This window comes from Pseudomonas sp. 1 (assembly GCF_056626735.1).
On record NZ_JBWXMQ010000004.1, the window covers coordinates 152,366 to 175,045 of the forward strand.

Annotated in this window: 23 protein-coding genes and 1 tRNA gene; 13 read left to right on the top strand and 11 right to left on the bottom strand. The window is 61.3% G+C overall.

What is annotated here, in order from left to right; genetic code table 11:
• Nucleotides 1-224: 224 nt before the first annotated feature.
• Together glnL and ntrC are read left to right on the top strand one after the other, a co-directional pair.
• A complete protein-coding gene (glnL, locus tag AC1MDC_RS08025; protein ID WP_007952516.1) occupies nucleotides 225-1,310 on the top strand; it encodes a nitrogen regulation protein NR(II) in 1,086 nt (361 codons plus the stop codon).
• Nucleotides 1,307-2,743 (top strand): nitrogen regulation protein NR(I), encoded by a 1,437-nt coding sequence (gene ntrC / locus AC1MDC_RS08030; RefSeq protein WP_007952518.1) that lies wholly within the window; start codon nucleotides 1,307-1,309, stop codon nucleotides 2,741-2,743. Before glnL ends, ntrC begins: the two co-directional genes overlap by 4 nt.
• Before the next feature lie 410 nt (nucleotides 2,744-3,153).
• Here ntrC and AC1MDC_RS08035 read toward each other — a convergent pair whose 3' ends face one another.
• The gene (locus AC1MDC_RS08035; protein ID WP_227234147.1) at nucleotides 3,154-3,594 is read right to left on the bottom strand and encodes a hypothetical protein; all 441 of its coding nucleotides are present in this window, start codon (nucleotides 3,592-3,594) and stop codon (nucleotides 3,154-3,156) included.
• Between AC1MDC_RS08035 and AC1MDC_RS08040 the strand changes: the two genes are divergently transcribed.
• On the top strand, nucleotides 3,593-4,048 hold the full coding sequence (locus AC1MDC_RS08040; protein ID WP_007952520.1) for a tRNA (cytidine(34)-2'-O)-methyltransferase: 456 nt from the start codon (nucleotides 3,593-3,595) through the stop codon (nucleotides 4,046-4,048). The genes AC1MDC_RS08035 and AC1MDC_RS08040 overlap by 2 nt on opposite strands.
• A 183-nt stretch (nucleotides 4,049-4,231) precedes the next feature.
• Here the strand turns inward: AC1MDC_RS08040 and secB are convergent, their stop codons facing one another.
• From secB to AC1MDC_RS08055, 3 genes are all read right to left on the bottom strand, one after another.
• A complete protein-coding gene (gene secB, locus AC1MDC_RS08045) occupies nucleotides 4,232-4,717 on the bottom strand; it encodes a protein-export chaperone SecB (protein ID WP_007909233.1) in 486 nt (161 codons plus the stop codon).
• A gap of 63 nt (nucleotides 4,718-4,780) precedes the next feature.
• Complete coding sequence (gene grxC, locus AC1MDC_RS08050; RefSeq protein WP_039764687.1) at nucleotides 4,781-5,035, bottom strand: glutaredoxin 3; 255 nt, start codon at nucleotides 5,033-5,035, stop codon at nucleotides 4,781-4,783.
• 1 nt (nucleotide 5,036) lies between these two features.
• The gene (locus AC1MDC_RS08055; protein ID WP_085702705.1) at nucleotides 5,037-5,450 is read right to left on the bottom strand and encodes a rhodanese-like domain-containing protein; all 414 of its coding nucleotides are present in this window, start codon (nucleotides 5,448-5,450) and stop codon (nucleotides 5,037-5,039) included.
• A gap of 152 nt (nucleotides 5,451-5,602) precedes the next feature.
• Between AC1MDC_RS08055 and gpmI the strand changes: the two genes are divergently transcribed.
• The 5 genes from gpmI (at nucleotide 5,603) to AC1MDC_RS08080 (ending at nucleotide 12,312) form a co-directional block, all read left to right on the top strand.
• A complete protein-coding gene (gpmI, locus tag AC1MDC_RS08060) occupies nucleotides 5,603-7,129 on the top strand; it encodes a 2,3-bisphosphoglycerate-independent phosphoglycerate mutase (protein WP_480392806.1) in 1,527 nt (508 codons plus the stop codon).
• 250 nt (nucleotides 7,130-7,379) lie between these two features.
• Nucleotides 7,380-8,666 (top strand): murein hydrolase activator EnvC family protein, encoded by a 1,287-nt coding sequence (locus AC1MDC_RS08065; protein WP_085698061.1) that lies wholly within the window; start codon nucleotides 7,380-7,382, stop codon nucleotides 8,664-8,666.
• Nucleotides 8,667-8,699: 33 nt separating this feature from the next.
• Nucleotides 8,700-10,019 (top strand): S41 family peptidase, encoded by a 1,320-nt coding sequence (locus AC1MDC_RS08070; protein WP_085698060.1) that lies wholly within the window; start codon nucleotides 8,700-8,702, stop codon nucleotides 10,017-10,019.
• A gap of 2 nt (nucleotides 10,020-10,021) precedes the next feature.
• Nucleotides 10,022-10,798: a divergent polysaccharide deacetylase family protein gene (locus AC1MDC_RS08075; RefSeq protein ID WP_480392807.1), complete on the top strand. Its 777-nt coding sequence runs from the start codon at nucleotides 10,022-10,024 to the stop codon at nucleotides 10,796-10,798.
• A 107-nt stretch (nucleotides 10,799-10,905) separates the two neighbouring features.
• Nucleotides 10,906-12,312, top strand: a complete 1,407-nt coding sequence (locus AC1MDC_RS08080; RefSeq protein WP_266201145.1) for a Vps62-related protein — start codon at nucleotides 10,906-10,908, stop codon at nucleotides 12,310-12,312.
• Here the strand turns inward: AC1MDC_RS08080 and AC1MDC_RS08085 are convergent.
• The 7 genes from AC1MDC_RS08085 to AC1MDC_RS08115 all read right to left on the bottom strand — a co-directional run bounded on the left by AC1MDC_RS08085 (nucleotide 12,293) and on the right by AC1MDC_RS08115 (nucleotide 18,131).
• Nucleotides 12,293-13,048, bottom strand: a complete 756-nt coding sequence (locus AC1MDC_RS08085; protein ID WP_085702709.1) for a substrate-binding periplasmic protein — start codon at nucleotides 13,046-13,048, stop codon at nucleotides 12,293-12,295. The genes AC1MDC_RS08080 and AC1MDC_RS08085 overlap by 20 nt on opposite strands.
• A gap of 73 nt (nucleotides 13,049-13,121) precedes the next feature.
• Complete coding sequence (gene hisF, locus AC1MDC_RS08090; RefSeq protein WP_007897430.1) at nucleotides 13,122-13,892, bottom strand: imidazole glycerol phosphate synthase subunit HisF; 771 nt, start codon at nucleotides 13,890-13,892, stop codon at nucleotides 13,122-13,124.
• 9 nt (nucleotides 13,893-13,901) lie between these two features.
• Nucleotides 13,902-14,639 (bottom strand): 1-(5-phosphoribosyl)-5-[(5-phosphoribosylamino)methylideneamino]imidazole-4-carboxamide isomerase, encoded by a 738-nt coding sequence (hisA, locus tag AC1MDC_RS08095; protein ID WP_085698056.1) that lies wholly within the window; start codon nucleotides 14,637-14,639, stop codon nucleotides 13,902-13,904.
• A gap of 42 nt (nucleotides 14,640-14,681) precedes the next feature.
• On the bottom strand, nucleotides 14,682-14,942 hold the full coding sequence (locus AC1MDC_RS08100) for a DUF2164 domain-containing protein (RefSeq protein WP_056787227.1): 261 nt from the start codon (nucleotides 14,940-14,942) through the stop codon (nucleotides 14,682-14,684).
• On the bottom strand, nucleotides 14,943-15,581 hold the full coding sequence (hisH, locus tag AC1MDC_RS08105) for an imidazole glycerol phosphate synthase subunit HisH (protein ID WP_085698054.1): 639 nt from the start codon (nucleotides 15,579-15,581) through the stop codon (nucleotides 14,943-14,945).
• Nucleotides 15,581-16,174, bottom strand: coding sequence for an imidazoleglycerol-phosphate dehydratase HisB (gene hisB, locus AC1MDC_RS08110; RefSeq protein ID WP_039764670.1), 594 nt, complete (start codon nucleotides 16,172-16,174; stop codon nucleotides 15,581-15,583). The genes hisH and hisB overlap by 1 nt, the downstream gene beginning before the upstream one ends.
• A gap of 292 nt (nucleotides 16,175-16,466) precedes the next feature.
• Entirely contained in the window at nucleotides 16,467-18,131 is a 1,665-nt protein-coding gene (locus AC1MDC_RS08115) for an OFA family MFS transporter (protein ID WP_085611172.1), read from the bottom strand.
• A gap of 355 nt (nucleotides 18,132-18,486) precedes the next feature.
• Here AC1MDC_RS08115 and AC1MDC_RS08120 point away from each other — a divergent pair, with 355 nt between their 5' ends.
• The 5 genes from AC1MDC_RS08120 to AC1MDC_RS08140 all read left to right on the top strand — a co-directional run bounded on the left by AC1MDC_RS08120 (nucleotide 18,487) and on the right by AC1MDC_RS08140 (nucleotide 22,678).
• Nucleotides 18,487-20,712 (top strand): AsmA family protein, encoded by a 2,226-nt coding sequence (locus AC1MDC_RS08120; protein ID WP_480392808.1) that lies wholly within the window; start codon nucleotides 18,487-18,489, stop codon nucleotides 20,710-20,712.
• Entirely contained in the window at nucleotides 20,709-21,776 is a 1,068-nt protein-coding gene (mutY, locus tag AC1MDC_RS08125) for an A/G-specific adenine glycosylase (RefSeq protein WP_480392809.1), read from the top strand. The genes AC1MDC_RS08120 and mutY overlap by 4 nt, the downstream gene beginning before the upstream one ends.
• Complete coding sequence (locus AC1MDC_RS08130; protein ID WP_007952551.1) at nucleotides 21,773-22,045, top strand: oxidative damage protection protein; 273 nt, start codon at nucleotides 21,773-21,775, stop codon at nucleotides 22,043-22,045. The genes mutY and AC1MDC_RS08130 overlap by 4 nt, the downstream gene beginning before the upstream one ends.
• A gap of 91 nt (nucleotides 22,046-22,136) precedes the next feature.
• Nucleotides 22,137-22,212 (top strand) — tRNA-Phe (locus AC1MDC_RS08135).
• Between the two features lie 205 nt (nucleotides 22,213-22,417).
• The gene (locus AC1MDC_RS08140; RefSeq protein ID WP_480392810.1) at nucleotides 22,418-22,678 is read left to right on the top strand and encodes a hypothetical protein; all 261 of its coding nucleotides are present in this window, start codon (nucleotides 22,418-22,420) and stop codon (nucleotides 22,676-22,678) included.
• Nucleotides 22,679-22,680 lie beyond the last annotated feature (2 nt).

A 22,680-nucleotide genomic window follows, 5' to 3' on the forward strand; every position in this document is an offset into this window, starting at 1 on the left:
TCAGCTTTGCGCACTATATTGGTGCAATACACTGCACCGTACTCACATTCCAACCCATTTTGGTTCGAAAGTACCCGCCAGAGCGGTTTGACTGCCACGCAAACGAGCGTCAAACGCCCGTTTCAGGGGTTGAACGCTTCTTTTCGGAGCCTTGGTTTGGTTTTTGCATTTTCCTCGCATCAGCGCTGTATCCCTGCGCGCGCCATGCTCCAAAAGAGGTCCTCATGACCATCAGTGACGCACTGCATCGCTTGCTACTCGACAACCTGACCACCGCCACCATCCTGCTCGACAGCGAATTGCGCCTTGAGTACATGAACCCGGCGGCGGAGATGCTGCTGGCCATCAGCGGTCAGCGCAGCCATGGGCAGTTCATCAGCGAGCTGTTCACCGAGTCCACCGAGGCGCTCAACTCGTTGCGCCAGGCGGTGGAGCAGGCGCACCCGTTCACCAAGCGCGAAGCGATGCTCACCGCTCTCACCGGACAGACCCTGACCGTGGATTACGCGGTGACGCCGATCCTCAGCAACGGCGCGACCCTGCTCCTGCTGGAAGTGCATCCCCGTGACCGTCTGTTGCGGATCACCAAGGAAGAGGCGCAGTTGTCGAAGCAGGAAACCAGCAAGATGCTGGTGCGCGGCCTGGCCCACGAGATCAAGAATCCGCTGGGCGGTATCCGCGGTGCCGCGCAATTGCTGGCCCGGGAGCTGCCGGAAGACAGCCTGCGCGACTACACCAACGTGATCATCGAAGAGGCCGACCGCCTGCGTAATCTGGTCGACCGAATGCTCGGTTCCAACAAACTGCCGTCGCTGGCCCTGTGCAATGTCCACGAAGTGCTGGAGCGCGTCTGCCAACTGGTCGAGGCCGAAAGCCAGGGTTGCATCACGCTGGTGCGCGATTACGACCCGAGCATTCCCGACGTCCTGATCGACCGCGAACAAATGATTCAGGCGGTGCTGAACATCGTGCGCAATGCGATGCAGGCCATCAGCAGCCAGAACGAGCTGCGCCTGGGCCGCATCAGCCTGCGTACCCGCGCCATGCGCCAGTTCACCATCGGCCACGTCCGCCATCGTCTGGTGACCAAGATCGAGATCATCGACAACGGCCCGGGCATTCCCGCGGAACTCCAGGAAACCATCTTCTTTCCCATGGTCAGCGGCCGTCCGGACGGTACCGGGCTGGGCCTGGCCATCACCCAGAACATCATCAGCCAGCACCAGGGCCTGATCGAATGTGACAGCCATCCAGGCCACACCACGTTTTCGATCTTTCTGCCACTGGAACAAGGAGCCACATCGACATGAGCCGTAGTGAAACCGTGTGGATCGTCGATGACGACCGTTCTATCCGTTGGGTTCTGGAAAAAGCCCTGCAACAGGAAGGCATGACCACCCAGAGCTTCGACAGTGCCGATGGCGTGATGAGCCGCCTCGCGCGCCAGCAGCCGGACGTGATCATCTCCGATATCCGCATGCCCGGCGCCAGCGGCCTGGACCTGCTGGCGCGGATCCGCGAGCAGCACCCGCGGCTGCCGGTGATCATCATGACCGCTCACTCCGATCTGGACAGCGCTGTCGCCTCCTATCAGGGCGGCGCGTTCGAGTACCTGCCCAAGCCGTTCGACGTTGACGAAGCGGTGTCGCTGGTCAAGCGCGCCAACCAGCACGCCCAGGAACAACAGGGCCTGGAAGTCGCTCCGACCCTGACCCGCACCCCGGAAATCATCGGCGAAGCGCCGGCGATGCAGGAAGTGTTCCGCGCCATCGGGCGCCTGAGCCATTCCAACATCACCGTGCTGATCAACGGCGAATCCGGCACCGGTAAAGAACTGGTGGCTCACGCCCTGCACCGCCACAGCCCGCGCGCGGCCTCGCCGTTCATCGCGCTGAACATGGCGGCGATTCCGAAAGACCTGATGGAATCCGAGCTGTTCGGCCACGAAAAAGGCGCGTTCACCGGCGCGGCCAACCTGCGTCGCGGCCGCTTCGAACAAGCCGACGGCGGCACGCTGTTCCTCGATGAAATCGGCGACATGCCGGCGGACACCCAGACCCGACTGCTGCGGGTGCTGGCCGATGGTGAGTTCTATCGCGTTGGTGGGCATGTGCCGGTCAAGGTTGATGTGCGGATCATCGCCGCGACTCACCAGAATCTGGAAACCCTGGTTCACGCCGGGAAATTCCGTGAGGACTTGTTCCACCGCCTTAACGTGATCCGCATCCACATCCCGCGCCTGTCGGATCGCCGCGAAGACATCCCGACCCTGGCCAAGCACTTCCTCAGCCGCGCCGCGCAAGAACTGGCGGTCGAGCCGAAGCTGCTGAAAAGCGAGACCGAGGAATACCTGAAAAACCTGCCATGGCCGGGCAACGTGCGTCAGCTGGAAAACACCTGCCGCTGGATCACCGTGATGGCGTCCGGGCGCGAGGTGCATATCAGCGACCTGCCGCCGGAACTGTTGAGCCTGCCGCAAGACTCGGCGCCGGTGACCAACTGGGAACAGGCGCTGCGCCAGTGGGCCGACCAGGCCCTGGCTCGCGGTCAGTCGAGCCTGCTCGACAGCGCGGTGCCGGCGTTCGAGCGGATCATGATCGAGACCGCACTCAAGCACACCGCCGGGCGTCGTCGTGACGCTGCGGTGCTGCTGGGCTGGGGCCGCAACACCTTGACCCGCAAGATCAAGGAGCTCGGCATGAAGGTCGATGGCGGGGATGACGATGAGGGTGATGAAGGCTGAGATTGAGCGCCAGTCTGCACCGCCGCAAGGCACCGTGACCCGTAATCGGGCACGGCCAATGGCTCAGGCTTGCACTGAAAACCGCTGAAAATCCCATCCTGTGAAAAGACGAAGGCCCCGTATTACGGGGCCTTCGTCATTGTGTCGGGTTTTTTTGTTTCAAAACGAGAAAACCTGGCACGCCCCCTGCAATAACTCCATCAGGTGATTCGATTCACCCACCCTTTCGGGGGCCTTGGTACAGGCAGGCCGGGGATTCCCCTCTTTACACCGGACTCATCGAGTCCACCCTTTTGGGGCCCTTGATACAGGCAGGTCAGGGGTTCCTTCTTTACACCGGCTCAGAACGCGATGCGATGAGCCCGCCCGTTTCGGGAACCTTGGTACAGGCAGGCCGGGGATTCCCTCTTTTATTGCTCCCGGAGATGGATCTCCAGCCGCCAGCGGTCATCGACCGCCTGGCCGGTCCAGTCGCCCTGCAGCGGCCGCGCCGCCACCAGCGTCAGCAACAATCCCCCGTCACTCAAGCGCGTCCGCCAGTTCACGTCCTTGCCGTTGAACTTGAGCTGTCCTTTCTGCACCTTGCCTTCGGCCTCGAACAGCAACGCAACGCTGCCATCGACGATCTCGCCATGCAGCTTCGGCTCGTTGTTGAACCAGACCGCCAGCCCCCCATCGATCACCTCGACCTGCTGTAAAACGGTCGGGTCAGGCGTGGTCAAACGGCCGATCATCATCCCGACCATCACACCGACGATCGCCAGCGAAGCCATCACCCGCGGGAATAGTTTCGAACGCGGATCCGCTTGCGGCGTAGAATGCGCGTCATCTTTACCTTCGGAGCCGTGCATGTTTCACGTCATCCTTTTTCAACCGGAAATTCCACCGAACACCGGCAACGTTATCAGGCTGTGCGCCAACAGCGGCTGCCACCTGCATTTGATCGAACCGCTGGGCTTCGAGATGGACGACAAGCGCCTGCGTCGTGCCGGTCTCGACTACCACGAGTACGCCACGCTGCAACGCCACGCCGACCTGGCCAGCTGCCTGGAAAGCCTCGGTCATCCACGGCTGTTCGCCTTCACCACGAAGGGCTCGCGGCCGTTTCACGATGCCGCGTTCGTCCCGGGCGATGCGTTCATCTTCGGACCGGAAAGCCGCGGCCTGCCGCCGGAGGTGCTCGACGCCCTGCCGGGCGAACAGCGCCTGCGCCTGCCGATGCGCGAAGGCTGCCGCAGCCTGAACCTGTCCAACACCGTGGCAGTGGCCGTATACGAAGCGTGGCGGCAGAACGACTTCAAGTAACGCGCCAGTCCTGGATCGTTCCCACGCTCCGCGTGGGAATGCAGCCAGTGACGCTCCGCGTCACTGGACGCGGAGCGTCCCCAGAGGCATTCCCACGCAGAGCATGGGAACGATCAACGCGAGAACGATCGCCCAAGAAAAAAGCGCCTGTAACGGCGCTTTTTTCGTTGTTGCATCCACCGCTTACTGAACGGTCGGAGTCTCGCCGGATTCCTGCATGCGCTGCAGCTCTTGCGCGTACAGGGCGTCGAAATTCACCGGGGCCAGCATCAGGGCCGGGAACGAACCACGGGTCACCAGGCTGTCCAGGGTTTCGCGAGCGTACGGGAACAGGATGTTCGGGCAGAACGCACCCAGAGTGTGGCTCATCGAAGCCGCGTCCAGGTTCTTGATCAGGAAGATACCGGCCTGTTGCACTTCAGCGATGAAGGCGACTTCTTCACCGTTTTTCACGGTGACGGACAGGGTCAGCACGACTTCGTAGAAATCACCTTCCAGGGCTTTCTGGCGGGTGTTCAGATCCAGAGCGACCGCCGGATCCCACTGCTGGCGGAAGATCGCCGGGCTTTTCGGGGCTTCGAAGGACAGGTCGCGTACGTAGATGCGCTGCAAGGAGAATTGCGGTGCGGTTTCTTCTTCGCTGGCTGCAGTGTTCTGTTGGTCAGTCATCTCAGATCCTTTCTGATCTCGGGTCTTTTAGGGTTCTTGGTGTTCGGTAGAGCGTGCAGCAGGTCAGGCCTTGAGCAGCGCGTCGAGCTTGCCGGCGCGCTCCAGGGCGTACAAATCGTCACATCCGCCGACGTGGGTGTCGCCGATCCAGATCTGCGGCACGGACGTGCGTCCGGCCTTCTGGGCCATGGCGGCGCGCACCTGCGGCTTGCCATCGACCTTGATCTCTTCGAAGGCCACGCCTTTGTTCGCGAGCAGGTACTTGGCGCGCGAGCAGTAAGGGCAGTAATCGCTGGAGTAGACGATGACGTTGCTCATGTCACTTCACCAACGGCAGGTTGTCGCCTTTCCAGCTGGAAATCCCGCCGGACAGCTTGGCGGCGGTGAAGCCGGCCTTCATCAGCTCGCGGGCGTGGGTGCCGGCGGTCTGGCCCAGGGCGTCGACCAGGATGATGGTCTTGGCCTTGTGTTTTTCCAGCTCGCCGATACGGGCAGCCAGTTTGTCCTGGGGAATGTTCACCGCGCCAACGATGTGACCGGCGGCGTATTCCTTGCTCGGACGGATGTCCACGACCACGCCGGCTTCCTTGTTGACCAGTGCGGTCAGCTCGCCCGTGCTCAGGCTTTTACCGCCGCCCTGCACCGTATGCGCCAGCAGCAAAGCCAGCAGTACGACGAAGATACCGACAAGAATGTAGTGGTTAGTGGCAAATTCAATCAGGTGAGCAACCATCGAAGGAGGTTCCAGGGCGTTAAAATGTCGGCCAGTATACACAGCCACTATGGTCGGCCAAACCCCGTCCGGCGGTGACGCCGCCGGAACTTCGCTTTAAACTCCAACTCCCTTTTCCATCGCCCTCTTCTTATTAGCCACGAGTGGATTCCATGACTACCACGCCTAAACCTTTGGTCCTGATGATTCTCGACGGCTTCGGTCACAGCGACAGCCACGAATCCAACGCCGTCTATGCGGCCAAAAAGCCTGTGCTGGATCGCCTGTGGGCCACCGTGCCGAGCGGCTTGATCTCGGGCAGCGGCATGGACGTCGGTCTGCCGGACGGCCAGATGGGCAACTCCGAAGTCGGCCACATGAACCTCGGCGCCGGTCGCGTGGTGTATCAGGACTTCACGCGCGTGACCAAAGCGATCCGCGATGGCGAGTTCTTCGAGAACCCGACCATCTGCGCCGCCGTGGACAAGGCCGTGGCCGCCGGCAAGGCCGTACATTTCATGGGGCTGCTGTCAGACGGCGGTGTTCACAGCCACCAGGATCACCTGATCGCCATGGCCGAACTGGCCTTCAAGCGCGGCGCCGAGAAAATCTACCTGCACGCCTTCCTTGACGGCCGTGACACGCCGCCGAAAAGCGCCGCGTCGTCGATCGAACTGCTCGACGCGACCTTCCAGGCGCTCGGCAAGGGCCGCATCGCCAGCCTGATCGGCCGCTACTACGCCATGGATCGCGACAACCGTTGGGATCGCGTGTCTCAGGCCTACAACCTGATCGTTGATGGCACAGCCGAATTCAACGCCGCCACCGCCCAGGAAGGTCTGGAAGCCGCTTACGCCCGTGGCGAGAGCGACGAGTTCGTCAAAGCCACCAGCATCGGTGAGCCGGTAAAAGTCGAAGACGGCGACGCCGTGGTGTTCATGAACTTCCGCGCCGACCGTGCCCGCGAGCTGAGCCGTGTGTTTGTCGAAGACGACTTCAAGGAGTTCGAGCGCGCACGCCAGCCAAAAGTGCAGTACGTCGGCCTGACCCAATACGCCGCCAGCATCCCGGCCCCCGCCGCCTTTGCCCCGGGCAGCCTGGAAAACGTGCTCGGCGACTACCTGGCGAAAAACGGCAAGACCCAGCTACGCATTGCCGAAACCGAGAAATACGCCCACGTGACCTTCTTCTTCTCCGGCGGTCGTGAAGAGCCGTTCCCGGGCGAAGAGCGCATTCTGATCCCGTCGCCGAAAGTCGCCACCTATGACTTGCAGCCGGAAATGAGCGCGCCCGAAGTCACCGACCGCATCGTCGAGGCCATCGAGAATCAGCGCTACGACGTGATCGTGGTCAACTACGCCAACGGCGACATGGTCGGCCATAGCGGCGTGTTCGAAGCCGCGGTGAAAGCCGTGGAATGCCTGGACACCTGCGTCGGCCGAATCGTCGAAGCCCTGGAAAAAGTCGGCGGCGAAGCGCTGATCACCGCCGACCACGGCAACGTCGAACAGATGGCCGACGAATCCACCGGTCAGGCGCACACCGCGCACACCACCGAGCCGGTGCCGTTCATCTATGTCGGCAAGCGTGATCTGAAAGTCCGCGAAGGCGGCGTCCTGGCGGACGTGGCGCCGACCATGCTGAAACTGCTGGGCCTGGAAAAACCGGCGGAAATGACTGGCACTTCGATTCTGGTGTAATCGCCCGTCAAAACACTGAAAAACCCTGTGGGAGCTGGCTTGCCAGCGATAGCAAACTGACAGCCAACAACTATGTTGAATGTTCAGACGCCATCGCGGGCAAGCCGCTCCCACATTGGTTTGTGGGGTTTTCAAAGAGGATTTCACTCTGTCCGGCACCCCAGTTATCACACAGTCCCAATTGGGCGTTTTTTTTGCCGCGTCGGGCGGGCATACTAGGCCGTCCCTTACCCTGGTGCCGCCCGCCTCTATGCTTCGCGTCCTGATCGCCCTCGCTCTGACATGCCTGCTCCAACCGGCCTTCGCGGATGAGCGCGCGCAAACCCAACAGCAACTGGACGCCACGCGCCAGGACATCGCCGAGCTGAAAAAACTGCTGGGCAAGCTCCAGGAAGAAAAATCCGGCGTGCAAAAGGAGCTCAAGGGCACTGAAACCGAGATGGGCAAGCTCGAGAAACAGGTCGAAGCCCTGCAGAAAGAGCTGAAAAAGAGCGAATCCGAGCTGCAGCGGCTCGATGCGGAGAAAAAAAAACTCCAGAGCGCGCGCACTGAACAGCAGCGACTGATCGCCATCCAGGCCCGCGCCGCCTACCAGAATGGTCGCCAGGAATACCTCAAGCTGCTGCTCAACCAGCAGAACCCCGAGAAATTCGCCCGCACCCTCACCTATTACGACTACCTGAGCCAGGCTCGCCTGGAGCAGCTGAAAAGCTTCAACGAAACCCTGCGCCAACTGGCCAATGTCGAAAAGGACATCGGCTTGCAGCAGGCGCAATTGCTGGCGCAGCAAAGCGATCTCGACACTCAGCGCGAAGCGCTCGACAAGGTCCGCAAGGAGCGCCAGCAGGCCCTCGCCAAACTCAATGAAGACGTGAAAGCCCGGGACCAGAAACTGGCTGCCCGCGAGCAGGATCAGGCAGACCTGTCTAAAGTCCTTAAAACCATTGAAGAAACCCTGGCCCGCCAGGCCCGTGAGGCAGAAGAAGCGCGGCAGAAAGCGCTCATCGCCCAGCAGGAAGCCGAAAAAAAGCGCTTGCGTGAGGCCGAGGCGGAAAACACCGACGCCCCACGCAAACCGGTCAGATCGACTCCCGGCGCCCTGGTGTCCAGCGGCGGCGAGACCTTCGGTGGCCCTTTTGCGTCTAGTCGGGGAAAACTTCCATGGCCCGTTGATGGTCGACTGCTGGCACGCTTCGGCGAAACCCGTGGCGACGATGCCCGCACCAAGTGGGACGGCGTGATGATCAGCGCCTCCGCCGGCAGCCAGGTGCATGCCGTACACGGCGGGCGCGTGGTGTTTGCCGACTGGTTGCGCGGCGCCGGGCTGCTGGTGATCCTCGACCACGGCAACGGTTTTCTGAGTCTTTACGGTCACAACCAGACGCTACTGAAGTCGGCGGGTGACGTGGTTAAGGCCGGCGAGTCCATCTCCACTGTGGGTAACAGTGGCGGCCAGGACACTCCGGCGCTGTATTTCGCAATTCGTCAGCAGGGTCACCCGAGTGATCCGGCGCAATGGTGCCGCGCGCAAGGATAAGCGCGGGCAACCTAAATTAGGAGTTCGTTCGACATGCTGCATTTGTCCCGCCTTACCTCGCTGGCCCTGACGATCGCCCTGGTGATCGGCGCGCCTCTGGCGTTTGCCGCTCAACCGGCCCCGGCTGTCGCTCCGGCAGGCACTGCCGCGACCTCCAAGGCGCCATTGCCGCTGGAAGAGTTGCGCACCTTTGCCGAGGTCATGGACCGGATCAAGGCCGCCTATGTCGAACCGGTGGACGACAAGACCCTGCTGGAAAACGCGATCAAGGGCATGCTCAGCAACCTTGATCCGCACTCCGCCTACCTTGGTCCCGAGGATTTCGCCGAGTTGCAGGAAAGCACCAGCGGTGAATTCGGCGGCCTGGGCATCGAAGTCGGCGCCGAAGACGGCTTCATCAAGGTCGTGTCGCCAATCGACGACACGCCGGCGTCGAAGGCCGGCATCCAGGCCGGCGACTTCATCGTCAAGATCAACGGCGCGCCGACCCGTGGCCAGACCATGACCGAAGCCGTGGACAAGATGCGCGGCAAGATCGGCCAGAAGATCACCCTGACCCTGGTTCGCGACGGCGGCACGCCGTTCGACGTGACCCTTGCTCGCGCCGTGATTCAGGTGAAGAGCGTCAAGGCGCAACTGCTGGAATCGGGTTATGGCCTGATCCGCATCACCCAGTTCCAGGTCAAGACCGGCGAAGAGGTCTCCAAGGCCCTGGCCAAACTGCGCAAGGACAACGGCAAGAAGCTCAACGGCATCATCCTCGACCTGCGCAACAACCCGGGCGGCGTGTTGCAGGCCGCGGTGGAAGTGGTCGACCACTTCATCACCAAAGGCCTGATCGTCTACACCAAGGGTCGGATCGCCAACTCCGAACTGCGCTTCTCCGCCACCGGCAAGGACGAAAGCGAAGCGGTGCCAATGGTTGTGCTGATCAACGGTGGCAGCGCCTCGGCCTCGGAAATCGTCGCCGGCGCCCTGCAGGATCAGAAACGCGCCGTGGTCATGGGCACCACCAGTTTCGGCAAGGGCTCGGTGCAGACCGTGCTGCCACTGAACAACGACCGCGCGCTGAAGATCACCACTGCGCTGTACTTCACGCCGAACGGTCGCTCGATTCAGGCCCAGGGCATCGTCCCGGACATCGAGGTACGCAAGGCCAAGATCACCAACGAGGCAGACGGCGACTACTTCAAGGAAGCCGACCTGCAAGGCCACTTGGGCAACGGCAACGGCGGCGCGGACCGTCCAACCGGTTCGGGCGGCAAGGCCAAGGCGATGCCGCAGGATGACGATTACCAGTTGGCCCAGGCCCTGAGCCTGCTCAAAGGCCTGAGCATCACGTCCGGCCGTTGAGGATGTCTTTGCGTTTTCTCTTCGTCCTGCTGTGCTGTCTGGCGGGTGCTGCTCATGCAGAACCTGCCAGACCAACACCTCAAAAAGCCTACCTGACACTGATCATCGACGACCTGGGGCAGAACCTGCCCCGGGATCGCCGCGTGCTGGCCCTCCCCGGGCCGGTGACCACGGCGATCATGCCCGACACCCCGCACGCCACCGAATTCGCCCGCGAAGCCCATCGCGCCGGCAAGATCGTGATCCTGCACATGCCGATGGACCCGGCCACCGGTCCGTTCGCCTGGCATCCCGAACTGCCGATCGAAGAGCTGGAAAAACGGCTGAACGCCGCGTTCAAAATGGTCCCGTACACCGCAGGTATCAACAACCACATGGGCAGCCGCATGACCGCACAACCAGTGGCGATGGCGTGGCTGATGGGCGAGTTGCAGCGCCGCCACAAATTCTTCGTCGACAGTCGCACCAGCGCGCAGACCGTCGCAGCGCAACAGGCGCAGAAGATCGATCTGGCGAGCGTTTCGCGGGATGTGTTTCTCGATGATGAGCGCACCGAAGCGGCGATCCTGACCCAATTGCAGACCGCAATCAACCTGGCGCACAAACAGGGTTCGGCAGTGATGATCGGCCATCCCTATCCGCAGACCCTGGCCGTGCTGGAGCGCGAGCTGCCGAAATTGAAAGCTCAAGGCATCGAGTGGATCGACATCAAGCAGATGATCAGCGTGCGCAGCAATCGGGCCACCGCCGCTCATGGGAAAGACGGCGTTTATCGGTAACAAGCTGTCACGAAGCGATAGATAGATACCGCAGCCAGCCCCCTCGCTACCCGGATATTGAGACCCGTCGCGGCCACACCGAGCCGTTTCTTTATTCGGGATCAATCATGAACACCCAAACCAATCTTCATTTGCCTGTTCGGCAGATGGAACCCATAGCGGTTGAAAACCTGCTGATCAATTTCACCACCGAGTTCCACCGGATCTGGGACAACACCGGCTCGAAGTCAAAACCCGGCAGTTTCTGGCGTCCGACACCGGCTCCCGACCTGCTACCCGGTTATTTTCCGTTGGGTGATCTCGTTGTCGCCGGACGAGACAACATCAACGATAAGAAGGTGATGGCTGTCGTCCGCGAGGGGGATCTGCAAAATACCGAGCCGGGCAAAGGTCCTGCACTGAGCAGGCCGGATGATTACCAACTCGTCTGGAACGATATCGGCTCGAACGCCAACGGCGACTGCTCTGTCTGGCGGCCGATCCCTCCGCAAGGTTACGTGGCTCTCGGGCTGGTGTGCTCCAACGACCGCAGCAAGCCGTCCTTCAATGCCGTTCGTTGTGTGCGCACCGACCTGGTGATCGCCGCCAGTACCGGCGACCTGATCTGGAGCGACAAGGGCAGCGGAGCCGACCGCGATTTCAGCGCCTGGAGCGTCAAGCCTCCCGCAGCGCCCGCAGGGGAAATCTACTTTGCTCCGGGCACGTTCATTGGCGAAAACGGCTACGGCAAGCCTGCGTCGCCAATCATCGCCTATGCCTTGCGGATGCAGATTCCCCTTCAGGTCGAGTCACCACCAGCCGCCCCCGTACTCACCGGGCACGATGCCTCTGCCGCCCTTACACCAGCGAAGATCACACGAGTGGTGCAGTTGCCGTGGTTCGCGGTAAACGACTCACTCATGGCAAACCTTGAACAACTGCGCACCTCACCGTTTTACAGCCTGGAGAGAACAGATCGCTATTTGCTTGTCGGCCAGGGGCAAAACAGTACAGACATGAACCGAGCGCTCAAATCGAAGGCCGGCCGTACCCAGTCCTGGGAGACGTTGCGCAAGTTCTGCCGTAACACAGGTATTGAAATCGGCGATCAATGGTCACCAAGCAGGTCTTTACCTGAGCCTGTCATCATCTGCTCGGCCAAATTGCACAACAGCTTCTTCAACGCCGAGTCAGAACCTTTCGAATGGGTGAACTCTTCGGACGCAGAGGTCATCGCACTCGTTGCAAAAAACCGGTTCGCGGCGGTTTACGTCTTGCAGAGCGACTATCGACTGTTGCGCGAAGACGGCTCACAAGTGGAAGGTCATTTCAGCTTTACCGACATGGACAGCCTGCATATGACGGATTGCCCGGTCGAGCCTGAACTCGAACGCGTGAAGGAACCGCTCGAAGAACCCGCGGAACCGACCGTCACTGAACCGGCAAAAGAGCCTGAAGAGCCGCCGGTGGCGGAGGTCGCAGTTAAACCGCAACCACCGGCTGAACCCGCAGCGGTTACAGATATCGCCCCATGATCTCGTCGACCACGCCATCCTTGCGCATCTGATCCAGCGCAGCTTGCAACTTGGCAACGGTTGCATCCGGTACGTCCTTGTTCAGCGCCAGATACAGTTCGGCACTGTTGAAGCGAAGCACGGTTTTCAGCCCGATCACGCCATCCTGCCGCGCCAGATAACGGCCGGCAGGATCGCCGGTGGCCCACAGGTCGATCTGGCCGCTGACAAGTTTTTTGGCATTGTCCTGATCGCGCAGCACCACCACCGGCTTCAGACCCTGTTTGGTCAACGTCTCGGCGATGGCATCGCCCTTGTAGGCGCCGATCTTGTATTTGCGCGCGTCATTGAGGGTTTCGAGGGTGATCTTGCTGTCGGCCTTGGCCAGCATGACCCAGTCGTCCGGGCCGATCGGGCCGACCCACTTGAAGAGTTTTTCGCGATCCGGCAGGCGCGCCATGACGAACGCACCGTAACCGGGATTCTCCAGCGCCAGTTTGTAGACCCGCTCCCAAGGGAAGCGCAGGGTCAGGCTGTAAGTGATGCCGGCACGCTTGAACATCTCGCGCACGATGTCCGTGGCGATGCCGTTGATGTTTTCATCCTGGGCGAAATTCTTGCCGTTCTTCGCCATGTTGTACGGCGGGAAGTTTTCGGTAAGAAGCACCAGATCGGTGTCGGGACTTACTTCGGCGTGGCCGGTGTTGATCAACAACACGGAGGCACTGGCGAGAGCGAGAAGCAGGCGTTTGATCATGTCGGGCTACCGAAATCCATGGCGTGCCCAAGAGTGCCTTGGGTACGCCATGCTGTCCACTGGCCTGTATCGTTTAACGCATTACGATGCCGCGGTGAGCCATATAAGCCTTGGCTTCCTGAACGGTGTATTCGCCGAAGTGGAAAATACTTGCCGCCAGTACTGCGCTGGCGTGGCCTTCAAGAATGCCGTCAGCCAGATGCTGCAGGTTGCCGACGCCGCCGGACGCGATCACCGGAATACCCAGCGCATCGCTGATGGCGCGGGTCACGCCGAGGTCGAAGCCGTTTTTCATGCCGTCCTGATCCATGCTGGTCAGGAGGATTTCACCGGCACCCAGGCCTTCCATTTTCTTCGCCCACTCGACCGCGTCGAGGCCGGTCGGTTTGCGGCCACCGTGGGTGAAGATCTCCCAGCGCGGGGTTTCGCCCGGGCCCGAAACCTTCTTCGCATCAATGGCAACGACGATGCATTGCGAGCCGAAATGCTGCGCCGCTTCGCCGACAAATTCCGGGTTGAATACGGCAGCGGTGTTGATCGAGACCTTGTCCGCACCGGCGTTGAGCAGGTTGCGGATGTCCTGCACGGTACGCACGCCACCGCCGACGGTCAGCGGAATGAACACCTGGCTGGCCATACGCTCGACGGTGTGCAGTGTTGTGTCACGGCCATCGACGCTGGCGGTGATGTCGAGAAAGGTAATCTCGTCGGCACCCTGCTCGTCGTAGCGACGGGCGATTTCCACCGGATCGCCGGCGTCACGGATGTTCTCGAATTTCACACCTTTGACGACCCGACCGTTATCCACGTCCAGGCAAGGGATGATGCGTTTGGCCAGCGCCATGGTCAGTCCTCAGCCTTGGTACGAGTCGCAGAAAGCTTGCGCTTGGGCGACGTCGAGAGTGCCTTCGTAGATCGCCCGGCCGGTGATGGCGCCGATGATGCCCGGCGCCCTGGCGTCGAGCAGCGACTTGATGTCACCCAGGTTGTGAATGCCGCCGGAAGCGATCACCGGGATCCTGGTGGCAGCCGCCAGTGCAGCGGTGAACGGAACGTTGCAGCCCTGCATCATGCCGTCTTTGGCGATGTCGGTATAAACGATCGAGGACACGCCGTCGGCTTCGAACTGCTTGGCCAGGTCGATGACCTGCACGGTGCTGATTTCAGCCCAGCCATCGGTGGCGACAAAACCGTCCTTGGCGTCCAGACCAACGATGATCTTGCCCGGGAACGCGCGGCAGGCTTCAGCGACGAACGCCGGATCCTTCACCGCTTTGGTGCCGATGATCACGTAGCTGACGCCCGCCTTGACGTAGTGCTCGATGGTTTCCAGCGAACGGATGCCGCCGCCGATCTGGATCGGCAGGGTCGGGTAGCGCTTGGCGATTGCGGTGACGACTTCGCCGTTGACCGGCTGCCCTTCGAAAGCGCCGTTCAGGTCGACCAGATGCAGACGGCGGCAACCGCCCTCCACCCACTTGGCAGCCATGCTCACCGGATCATCGGAGAACACTGTGGAATCTTCCATGCGGCCCTGGCGCAGACGTACGCAGGCACCGTCTTTGAGATCGATAGCGGGAATAATCAGCATCTGGCAAACCTTCAAATTTGAATGTTCAGCTTGGCTCGGAAATCAGTTTTTCTCGAGCGCCCACAGGTCGCTTTCAATGCTTTCAAACCGCTCCTTGAGGTGGGTCTGCACATCGAAAATCGCCCTGTTGTAATAGTGCGGAGCAATTTCGCGGGTAAACAGCTCAAGAATTTCCGCCGCCTCGAACGAACCCAGGTCCAGTTCGAAACGATCCTCCATGAACCGCTGAATCTTGCGGTTGGCCTCACTCTCCTGCTCAGGCGTGAGGGTCAGGATCGGCGGCCTGGATTTCTTGACGGCCATTTACCAGCGACCGTCCCACGCGGCGAAGTTCTGCAGCAATTGCAGGCCATGGGTATGGCTCTTTTCCGGGTGGAACTGCACGGCGAAACGCGAACCTTCGGCCAGCGCCGCAGCGAAATCGACACCGTAATGACCGCTGCCGACCACCTGCCGCGGGTTACCGGCGGCGATGTAGTAGCTGTGCACGAAGTAGAAGCGCGCCAGGTTCGGAATGTTGTGCCACAGCGGGTGATCCACCGCCTGCTTCACTTCGTTCCAGCCCATGTGCGGGACTTTCAGGTGTTCGCCGTCTTCATGCAGATCTTTGCCGAAGAACTTCACCGCGCCCGGGAACAGGCCGATGCAGTCGACGCCGTCGTTCTCTTCGCTGCTGTCGAGCAAGGCTTGCATGCCGACGCAAATGCCGAGGAAGGGACGATCCTGGCTGACTTCACGCACCAGCGAGTCGAAACCGAGGCGACGGATCTCCGCCATGCAATCGCGAATCGCGCCGACGCCGGGGAAAACCACCCGGTCGGCTTCGCGGATAACTGCCGCGTCGCTGGTGATCAGCACCTTGCCGGCACCGACGTGCTCGAGGGCCTTGGCCACCGAGTGCAGGTTGCCCATGCCGTAATCGATAACTGCAACGGTCTGCATTACAGGACGCCTTTGGTCGAAGGCATCTGGCCGGCCATGCGCTCGTCCAGCTCGACAGCCATGCGCAGCGCGCGGCCGAAAGCCTTGAACACGGTTTCGATCTGGTGGTGGGTGTTGGTGCCGCGCAGGTTGTCGATGTGCAGGCTGACCAACGCGTGGTTGACGAAGCCCTGGAAGAATTCCTGGAACAGGTCGACGTCGAAGCCGCCGACGGTGGCGCGGGTGTACGGCACGTGCATCTGCAGGCCCGGGCGGCCGGAGAAGTCGATCACCACGCGCGACAGCGCTTCATCGAGCGGCACGTAGGCGTGGCCGTAACGACGGATGCCTTTCTTGTCGCCAATGGCTTGCGCGAAGGCCTGGCCGAGGGTGATACCGACGTCTTCCACCGTGTGGTGGTCGTCGATATGCAGATCGCCCTTGCATTGGATATCCAGGTCGATCAACCCGTGACGGGCGATCTGGTCCAGCATGTGCTCAAGAAAAGGAACACCGATATCGAATCGGGCCTTTCCGGTGCCATCAAGGTTGATCGAGGCTTTGATCTGGGTTTCCAGAGTGTCGCGCTCGACAGACGCCTTACGTTCGGCCATCACCAGCTCCGCAAAATCATTGGGCGAAAAAGGCAGCCATTATAGGGGCGCGGGGCCGAAACAGAAACACGAGAGGTGCAATGACTGACGGATAGAACCCCCGGCCGTCGCGGGTAGACATGTCCATACAAGCCATTACAGGCAGCCTGAAAACAAATGTGGGAGCGAGCTTGCTCGCGAAATCGGTGGGTCAGCCGACAACGATGTCGACTGATCTACCCTCTTCGCGAGCAAGCTCGCTCCCACAGGTGTTGGTGCCGGCCTGAGATATCAGGCCGGCAATTTCAGCGTCTTAGTGGAACAGAACCGCCGTCTTCTGCAGGGTCACCCACACACCCCACGCCAACGGAATCCCCACCACCAGCCACGCAGCGATCGCCAGTGGCTTGCTGCCCGGCGCAGCTTTCCACTCCAGCACGGTGCTGGCGTCAGCCCCCTTGTCGTGGCCCAGCGCCTGCTCGGCAGCCAGTTCGGCGTCGGTCATGAAGTACTTGTCGGCCACCGGGCGCACCAGCAGGTTGCACAGGAAGCCCAGCACCAGCAGGCCGGCGAGGATGTACAGGGTGATGTCATAAGCGGCGGCGCGTTCAACGCCGATGCTCAGCTGATACTCACGCAGGTAGTTCACCAGCACCGGACCCAGCACGCCGGCGGCGGCCCAGGCAGTCAGCAGACGACCATGGATCGCACCGACCATTTGCGTACCGAACAGGTCGGCCAGATACGCCGGCACGGTCGCAAAACCACCGCCGTACATCGACAGAATGATGCAGAACGCCGCCACGAACAGCGCAACGTTGCCCAGGTGACCGAGATTCGGGATCAGCGCGTACAGCGCAAAACCCAGTGCGAAGAACACGAAGTAAGTGTTCTTGCGGCCCAGGTAGTCCGAGAACGACGCCCAGAAGAAGCGACCGCCGATGTTGAACAGGCTCAGCAGACCGGTGAAACCGGCTGCAATGGCAGCGATGGAAGCCAGTTGACCGGCGTCCAGCTGACCGAACGGCAGGTCGTTGCCCAGCAGCTTGCCGCCGAACACTTCCTGCAACAGCGGCGAAGCCATGCCGAGGATGCCGATACCGGCGGACACGTTCAGGCACAGCACCAGCCACACCAGACGGAATTGCGGGGTCTTCCAGGCCACGTTCACGTGAACGTGACGGTGGGTGATCATCGCGTTCGATGCTTTTTTCGCCGGCGCGGTCCAGCCTTCAGGCTTCCAGCCGGTTGGCGGAACGCGGTAGGCCAGAGCGCCTCCGATCATGAACACGAAGTAGATCGCAGCCATGGCCACGAAGCTCTGCCATACGCCCACGCCAGTCGGCGAAGCGAAGTGGCTCATCAATGCGGTTGCCAGTGGAGCACCAACCATCGCGCCGCCACCGAAACCCATGATCGCCATGCCGGTCGCCATGCCGCGCTTGTCCGGGAACCACTTGATCAGGGTCGAGACCGGTGAGATGTAGCCCAGGCCCAGACCGATACCGCCGATCACGCCGGAGCCGATCCACATCAGCCAGATCTGGTGGGTATAGATCCCCAGCGCAGAAATCAGCAGACCGCCGCACCAGCACAGAGCCGATACAACGCCAGCCTTGCGCGGGCCTGCGTGTTCGAGCCAGCCGCCCCAGATCGCTGCCGAGCAGCCGAGGAAGATGAAGAACAGGGTGTAGATCCAGCCGAGCATGGAGATCGGCCAGTCGCACTGCGACGAGAAGACTTGTGCAATGAAGCTCATGTCCGGTGCGCAAGCCACCGGAGCGGTCACGCCCAGCGCCTTGGACAGCGGCAACCAGAACACCGAGAAGCCGTAGGCCATGCCGATGCACAGGTGAATGGCCAGAGCGGCCGGCGGAACCAGCCAACGGTTGAAACCGGGCTTGGCGATGATGCGTTCCTTGGACAGGAACCCGGGCTGATCGGCTTTGAAGCCGTCCGCCGTAATGGTCGTGCTCATTATGTATCCCCCAATTATTAGTATGGTTCGCCAGCCACTGCTCACCCCCGGCCTTTATGCACGCAGGCATGACCGTTTTTTTGCGGGTGAAGCTCCTTGAAAGCGCGACGTTAAGTCGCAGATGGGCGGACGAACGGGCGAAGGTTACCATTTGCACGTGACAGAAAAACCAAACTGACATCACCTTTTTTGGGTCATCTGATCTCCTGACGCCGGGGAACCCCGATGCCGATCGTTGTCGAAGCGCTGTACATCACGGTTCAGCGGGCTGACGGGGCACCGCAACAGCGAGGGTTGATGCAGCGCTATACTCCCCGGCTAAATCACGAATTCGACTACTTACAAGGACTCGCCCATGAAAGCGTTCGGCAAAATCCTGGGTCTGGTACTTCTCGGGCTGTTGCTGATCATTGTGGCGGCGGGCTTCGCCCTGACCCACCTGTTTGATCCCAACGACTACAAAGACGAGATCCGCCAGATTGCCCGCGACAAGGCCCACATCGAGCTGACGCTCAATGGCGACATCGGCTGGAGCCTGTTCCCGTGGCTCGGCCTGGAACTGCACGAGGCCAGCGTCGCGACTCTGGCCAAGCCTGCCGAACCGTTTGCCGACCTGCAGATGCTCGGCCTGTCCGTGCGCGTGTTGCCGCTGCTGCGCCGCGAAGTCCAGATGAGCGATGTGCGCGTCGAAGGCCTGAACCTGCGCCTGAATCGCGACAAGAATGGTCACGGCAACTGGGAAGACATCGGCAAGGTGCCGCCCAAGGCCGGCAGCACACCGGCACCGACCACCACCGCCGAAACCGCACCCGAGACCACCCCGCAACCGGAAAAACCGGCCCAGCCGATCCGCCTCGACATCGACAGCCTGACCGTCAACAACGCCCGCGTGGAATACAACGACGAGCTGACCGGCAAGCAATTCAGCGCCGAAAGCATTCAGCTGAGCACCGGCGCGGTCCACGACTCGACCAACATCCCGGTCAAGGCCACCGCATTTCTCGGCACCAATCAGCCAGTGCTGCGGGTGCGCACCGAGCTCAACGGCGAGCTGCGCTTCGAGCGCGCCCTGCAACGCTACAAGTTCGAAGACCTGAAGCTTTCCGGCGAAGTCGCCGGCGATCCGCTGCAAGGCAAAACCGTGACCTTCGCCGCCCAAGGCCAGTTGTTGCTGGACAAGGCCGCCAACGTCGCCGAATGGACCGGCATCAAGCTGTCGGTCAATCAGCTGCGTGCCTTGGGCGAGCTGAAAGCCAACGACCTGGACAAGACGCCACAGATCACCGGCGGGATTTCCATTGCCCAGTTCGACCTGGCGAAATTCTTCGACAGCATCGGTCAGACCTTGCCAGCCATGGCAGAAGGCAGCCTGAGCAAGGTTGAACTGGTCAGCCGTGTCGCCGCGACGCCGACCAGCGTTTCGCTGGACAACATCAACCTGAAACTCGACGACAGCAGCTTCAGCGGCCGCATCGCCGTCGAAGATTTCGCCAAGCAATCGCTGCGGGCGATCCTCAAGGCCGACACCTTCAATGTCGACCGCTACCTGCCGCCGAAATCGGAGAAAGCCAACAACGCCACCCAGGTCCGCCAGGCCGAAGTTGCCAACACCGAGGCCGATGCGATGGCCGGTGCCGGCAGCACACCGCTGCCGGAAAAACCGAGCAAAAGCGCCTGGAGCACCGAGCGCCTGTTCCCGGTTGAGCGCCTGAGCAAACTGGACGTAAACGCCGACCTGACCTTCGGCCAGTTGACCCTCGACAAGCTGCCGATCCAGAACGCCGCACTGAAAGCCACCGGCCAGGGCGGCCTGCTGACCCTGGAAAATCTGCGCGGCGAGCTGTACAACGGCGACTTCGAAGCCAAGGGCACGCTGGATGTCCGCCAGACAGCGCCGGTGCTGAACCTGCAAACCCGGATCAACCGGGTGCCGGTGGAGAAAATCCTCGAAAGCCAGGGCAAGAATCCGCCGGTCAAAGGTCTGGTCAATCTCACCAGTACCGTCACCGGCAGCGGCAACAGCCAGCAGGCGCTGATCGACACCCTCAACGGCAACGCCAGTTTTGTGATCAACAATGGCGTATTGCTCAACGCCAACCTTGAGCAGCAACTGTGCAAGGGCATCGCCACGCTCAACCGCAAATCCCTGAGCGGTGAGCCGCGCGGCAAGGACACGCCGTTCCAGGAACTCAAGGGCAACCTCACCTTCCGCAACGGCGTGGCCAGCAACCCGGACTTGAAAGTGCGCATCCCCGGCATGAGCGTCAACGGTGACGGCGATATCGACCTCAAGGTGCTGGGCATGGATTACCGCGTCGGCATCATCGTCGAAGGCGATACCAGTGCCATGCCGGATCCGGCCTGCCAGGTCGGCGAGAAGTTCGTCGGCATCGAATGGCCGCTGCGCTGCCGTGGCCCGCTGGAACTGGGCGCCAAGGCCTGCCGCGTGGACAACGAGCGCCTGGGCCAGGTCGCGACCAAAATGGCCGGCGACAAGCTCAGCGAAAAAATCGACGAGAAACTGGGCGACAAAGTCAGCCCGGAACTGAAAAACGCATTGAAGGGGCTGTTCAAGCGATGAGAGCGGAGCAGTTTTCCACGGCGGTGCTGGAATGGTTCGACCGCCACGGCCGCCATGATTTGCCCTGGCAACAGAACATCAACCCGTACCGGGTGTGGGTGTCCGAGATCATGTTGCAGCAGACCCAGGTCAGCACCGTGCTCAATTACTTCGACCGCTTCATGGCCGCGCTGCCGACGGTCGAAGCCCTGGCCGAAGCGCCGGAGGATGAAGTGCTGCACTTGTGGACGGGCCTGGGTTACTACACCCGCGCGCGCAATCTGCAGAAGACCGCGAAGATCGTCGTCAGCCAGTACGGCGGCGAGTTTCCCCGGGATGTCGAGAAGCTCACCGAACTGCCGGGCATTGGCCTGTCCACGGCCGGCGCGATCGCCAGCATCAGCATGGGCCTGCGTGCGCCGATTCTCGACGGCAACGTCAAACGGGTGCTGGCGCGCTTTACCGCGCAGGAAGGCTACCCCGGCGAGCCTAAGGTCGCGAAACAGCTGTGGGCCAACGCCGAGCGCTTCACGCCGCAGGATCGGGTCAACGCCTACACCCAGGCGATGATGGATCTGGGCGCCACGCTGTGCACCCGCAGTAAACCGAGCTGCCTGCTGTGTCCGCTGAAAAAGGGCTGTGAAGCGCACCTGCTCGGCCTGGAGACGCGTTACCCGATCCCCAAGCCGCGCAAGGCGATCCCGCAGAAACGCACGCTGATGCCGCTGCTGGCCAACGAGGACGGCGCAATTCTGCTTTATCGTCGACCGTCCAGCGGATTGTGGGGCGGTTTGTGGAGCCTGCCGGAGCTCGATGACCTCGACGACCTGCAACACCTCGCCGTGCAGCACTCGCTGGAACTGGGTGAGCGGCAGGCGTTGCCAAGCCTTGTCCACACATTCAGCCACTTCCAGCTGTCCATCGAACCCTGGCTGGTTCAGGTGCAGGAGGTCGGCGGTCACGTGGCCGAGGCCGACTGGCTCTGGTATAACCTCGCCACCCCGCCGCGCCTGGGCCTCGCCGCCCCGGTCAAGACCTTGCTCGAACGCGCGGCCGCCGTCTTGAATGCAGGAGAGTCGACATGACCCGCACCGTAATGTGCCGCAAATACAAAGAACAACTCGAAGGTCTGGAGCGCCCACCGTACCCGGGCGCCAAGGGCCAGGACATTTTCGAACACGTCTCGGCCAAGGCCTGGGCCGACTGGCAGAAACACCAGACCCTGCTGATCAACGAAAAACGCCTGAACATGATGAACGCCGAAGACCGCAAATTTCTTCAGGGCGAAATGGACAAGTACTTCTCCGGCGAGGAATACGCTCAGGCCGAAGGCTACGTTCCGCCAGCCGAATAACCCCCGGATTTCGTAAGCGACGGAATTAATTTAAGAAATTTTAAAAAAGTCGTTGACGTAAATCCGAAAAACCCTTTTAATGCGCCCCGTTGCCCAGATAGCTCAGTCGGTAGAGCAGGGGATTGAAAATCCCCGTGTCGGCGGTTCGATTCCGTCTCTGGGCACCAAATACCGAAAACCCTGAATCGCAAGATTCAGGGTTTTTTTATGCCTGCGATTTGACGGTGGCCCGATTCCGCCCTTCTTGCAGACCGGAAATCGCGATACGTTGCTCAACCCTTACGCAAGAGGGTCATCCGCGCGATGAACCAGAAAAGAACCCGCGTTCCCCTCCCCCATCCCGCTCCACCGATAAAACGCACCGACTGGCTGATGATCGCTCTCGGCTTGGTGTTCATGCTGTGTACCGGCCTGATCGCCTATGAAACCGTGGACGGTTTGATTCAGGGACGCATCGGCAACCTGGCTCGCGGCAAACACTTCGCCGTGTATTCGTTGACCACACAACCCGCCAACTTCTGGTTTGCCATCGCCACGCATTGCCTCCTCGCCCTCTTCCTGTCGGGCGCAGCATGGGTATTGATCTGGCTGGGCCGCACGGCAACGGTCACGCCATCCCGGCGCGACCGGTAACG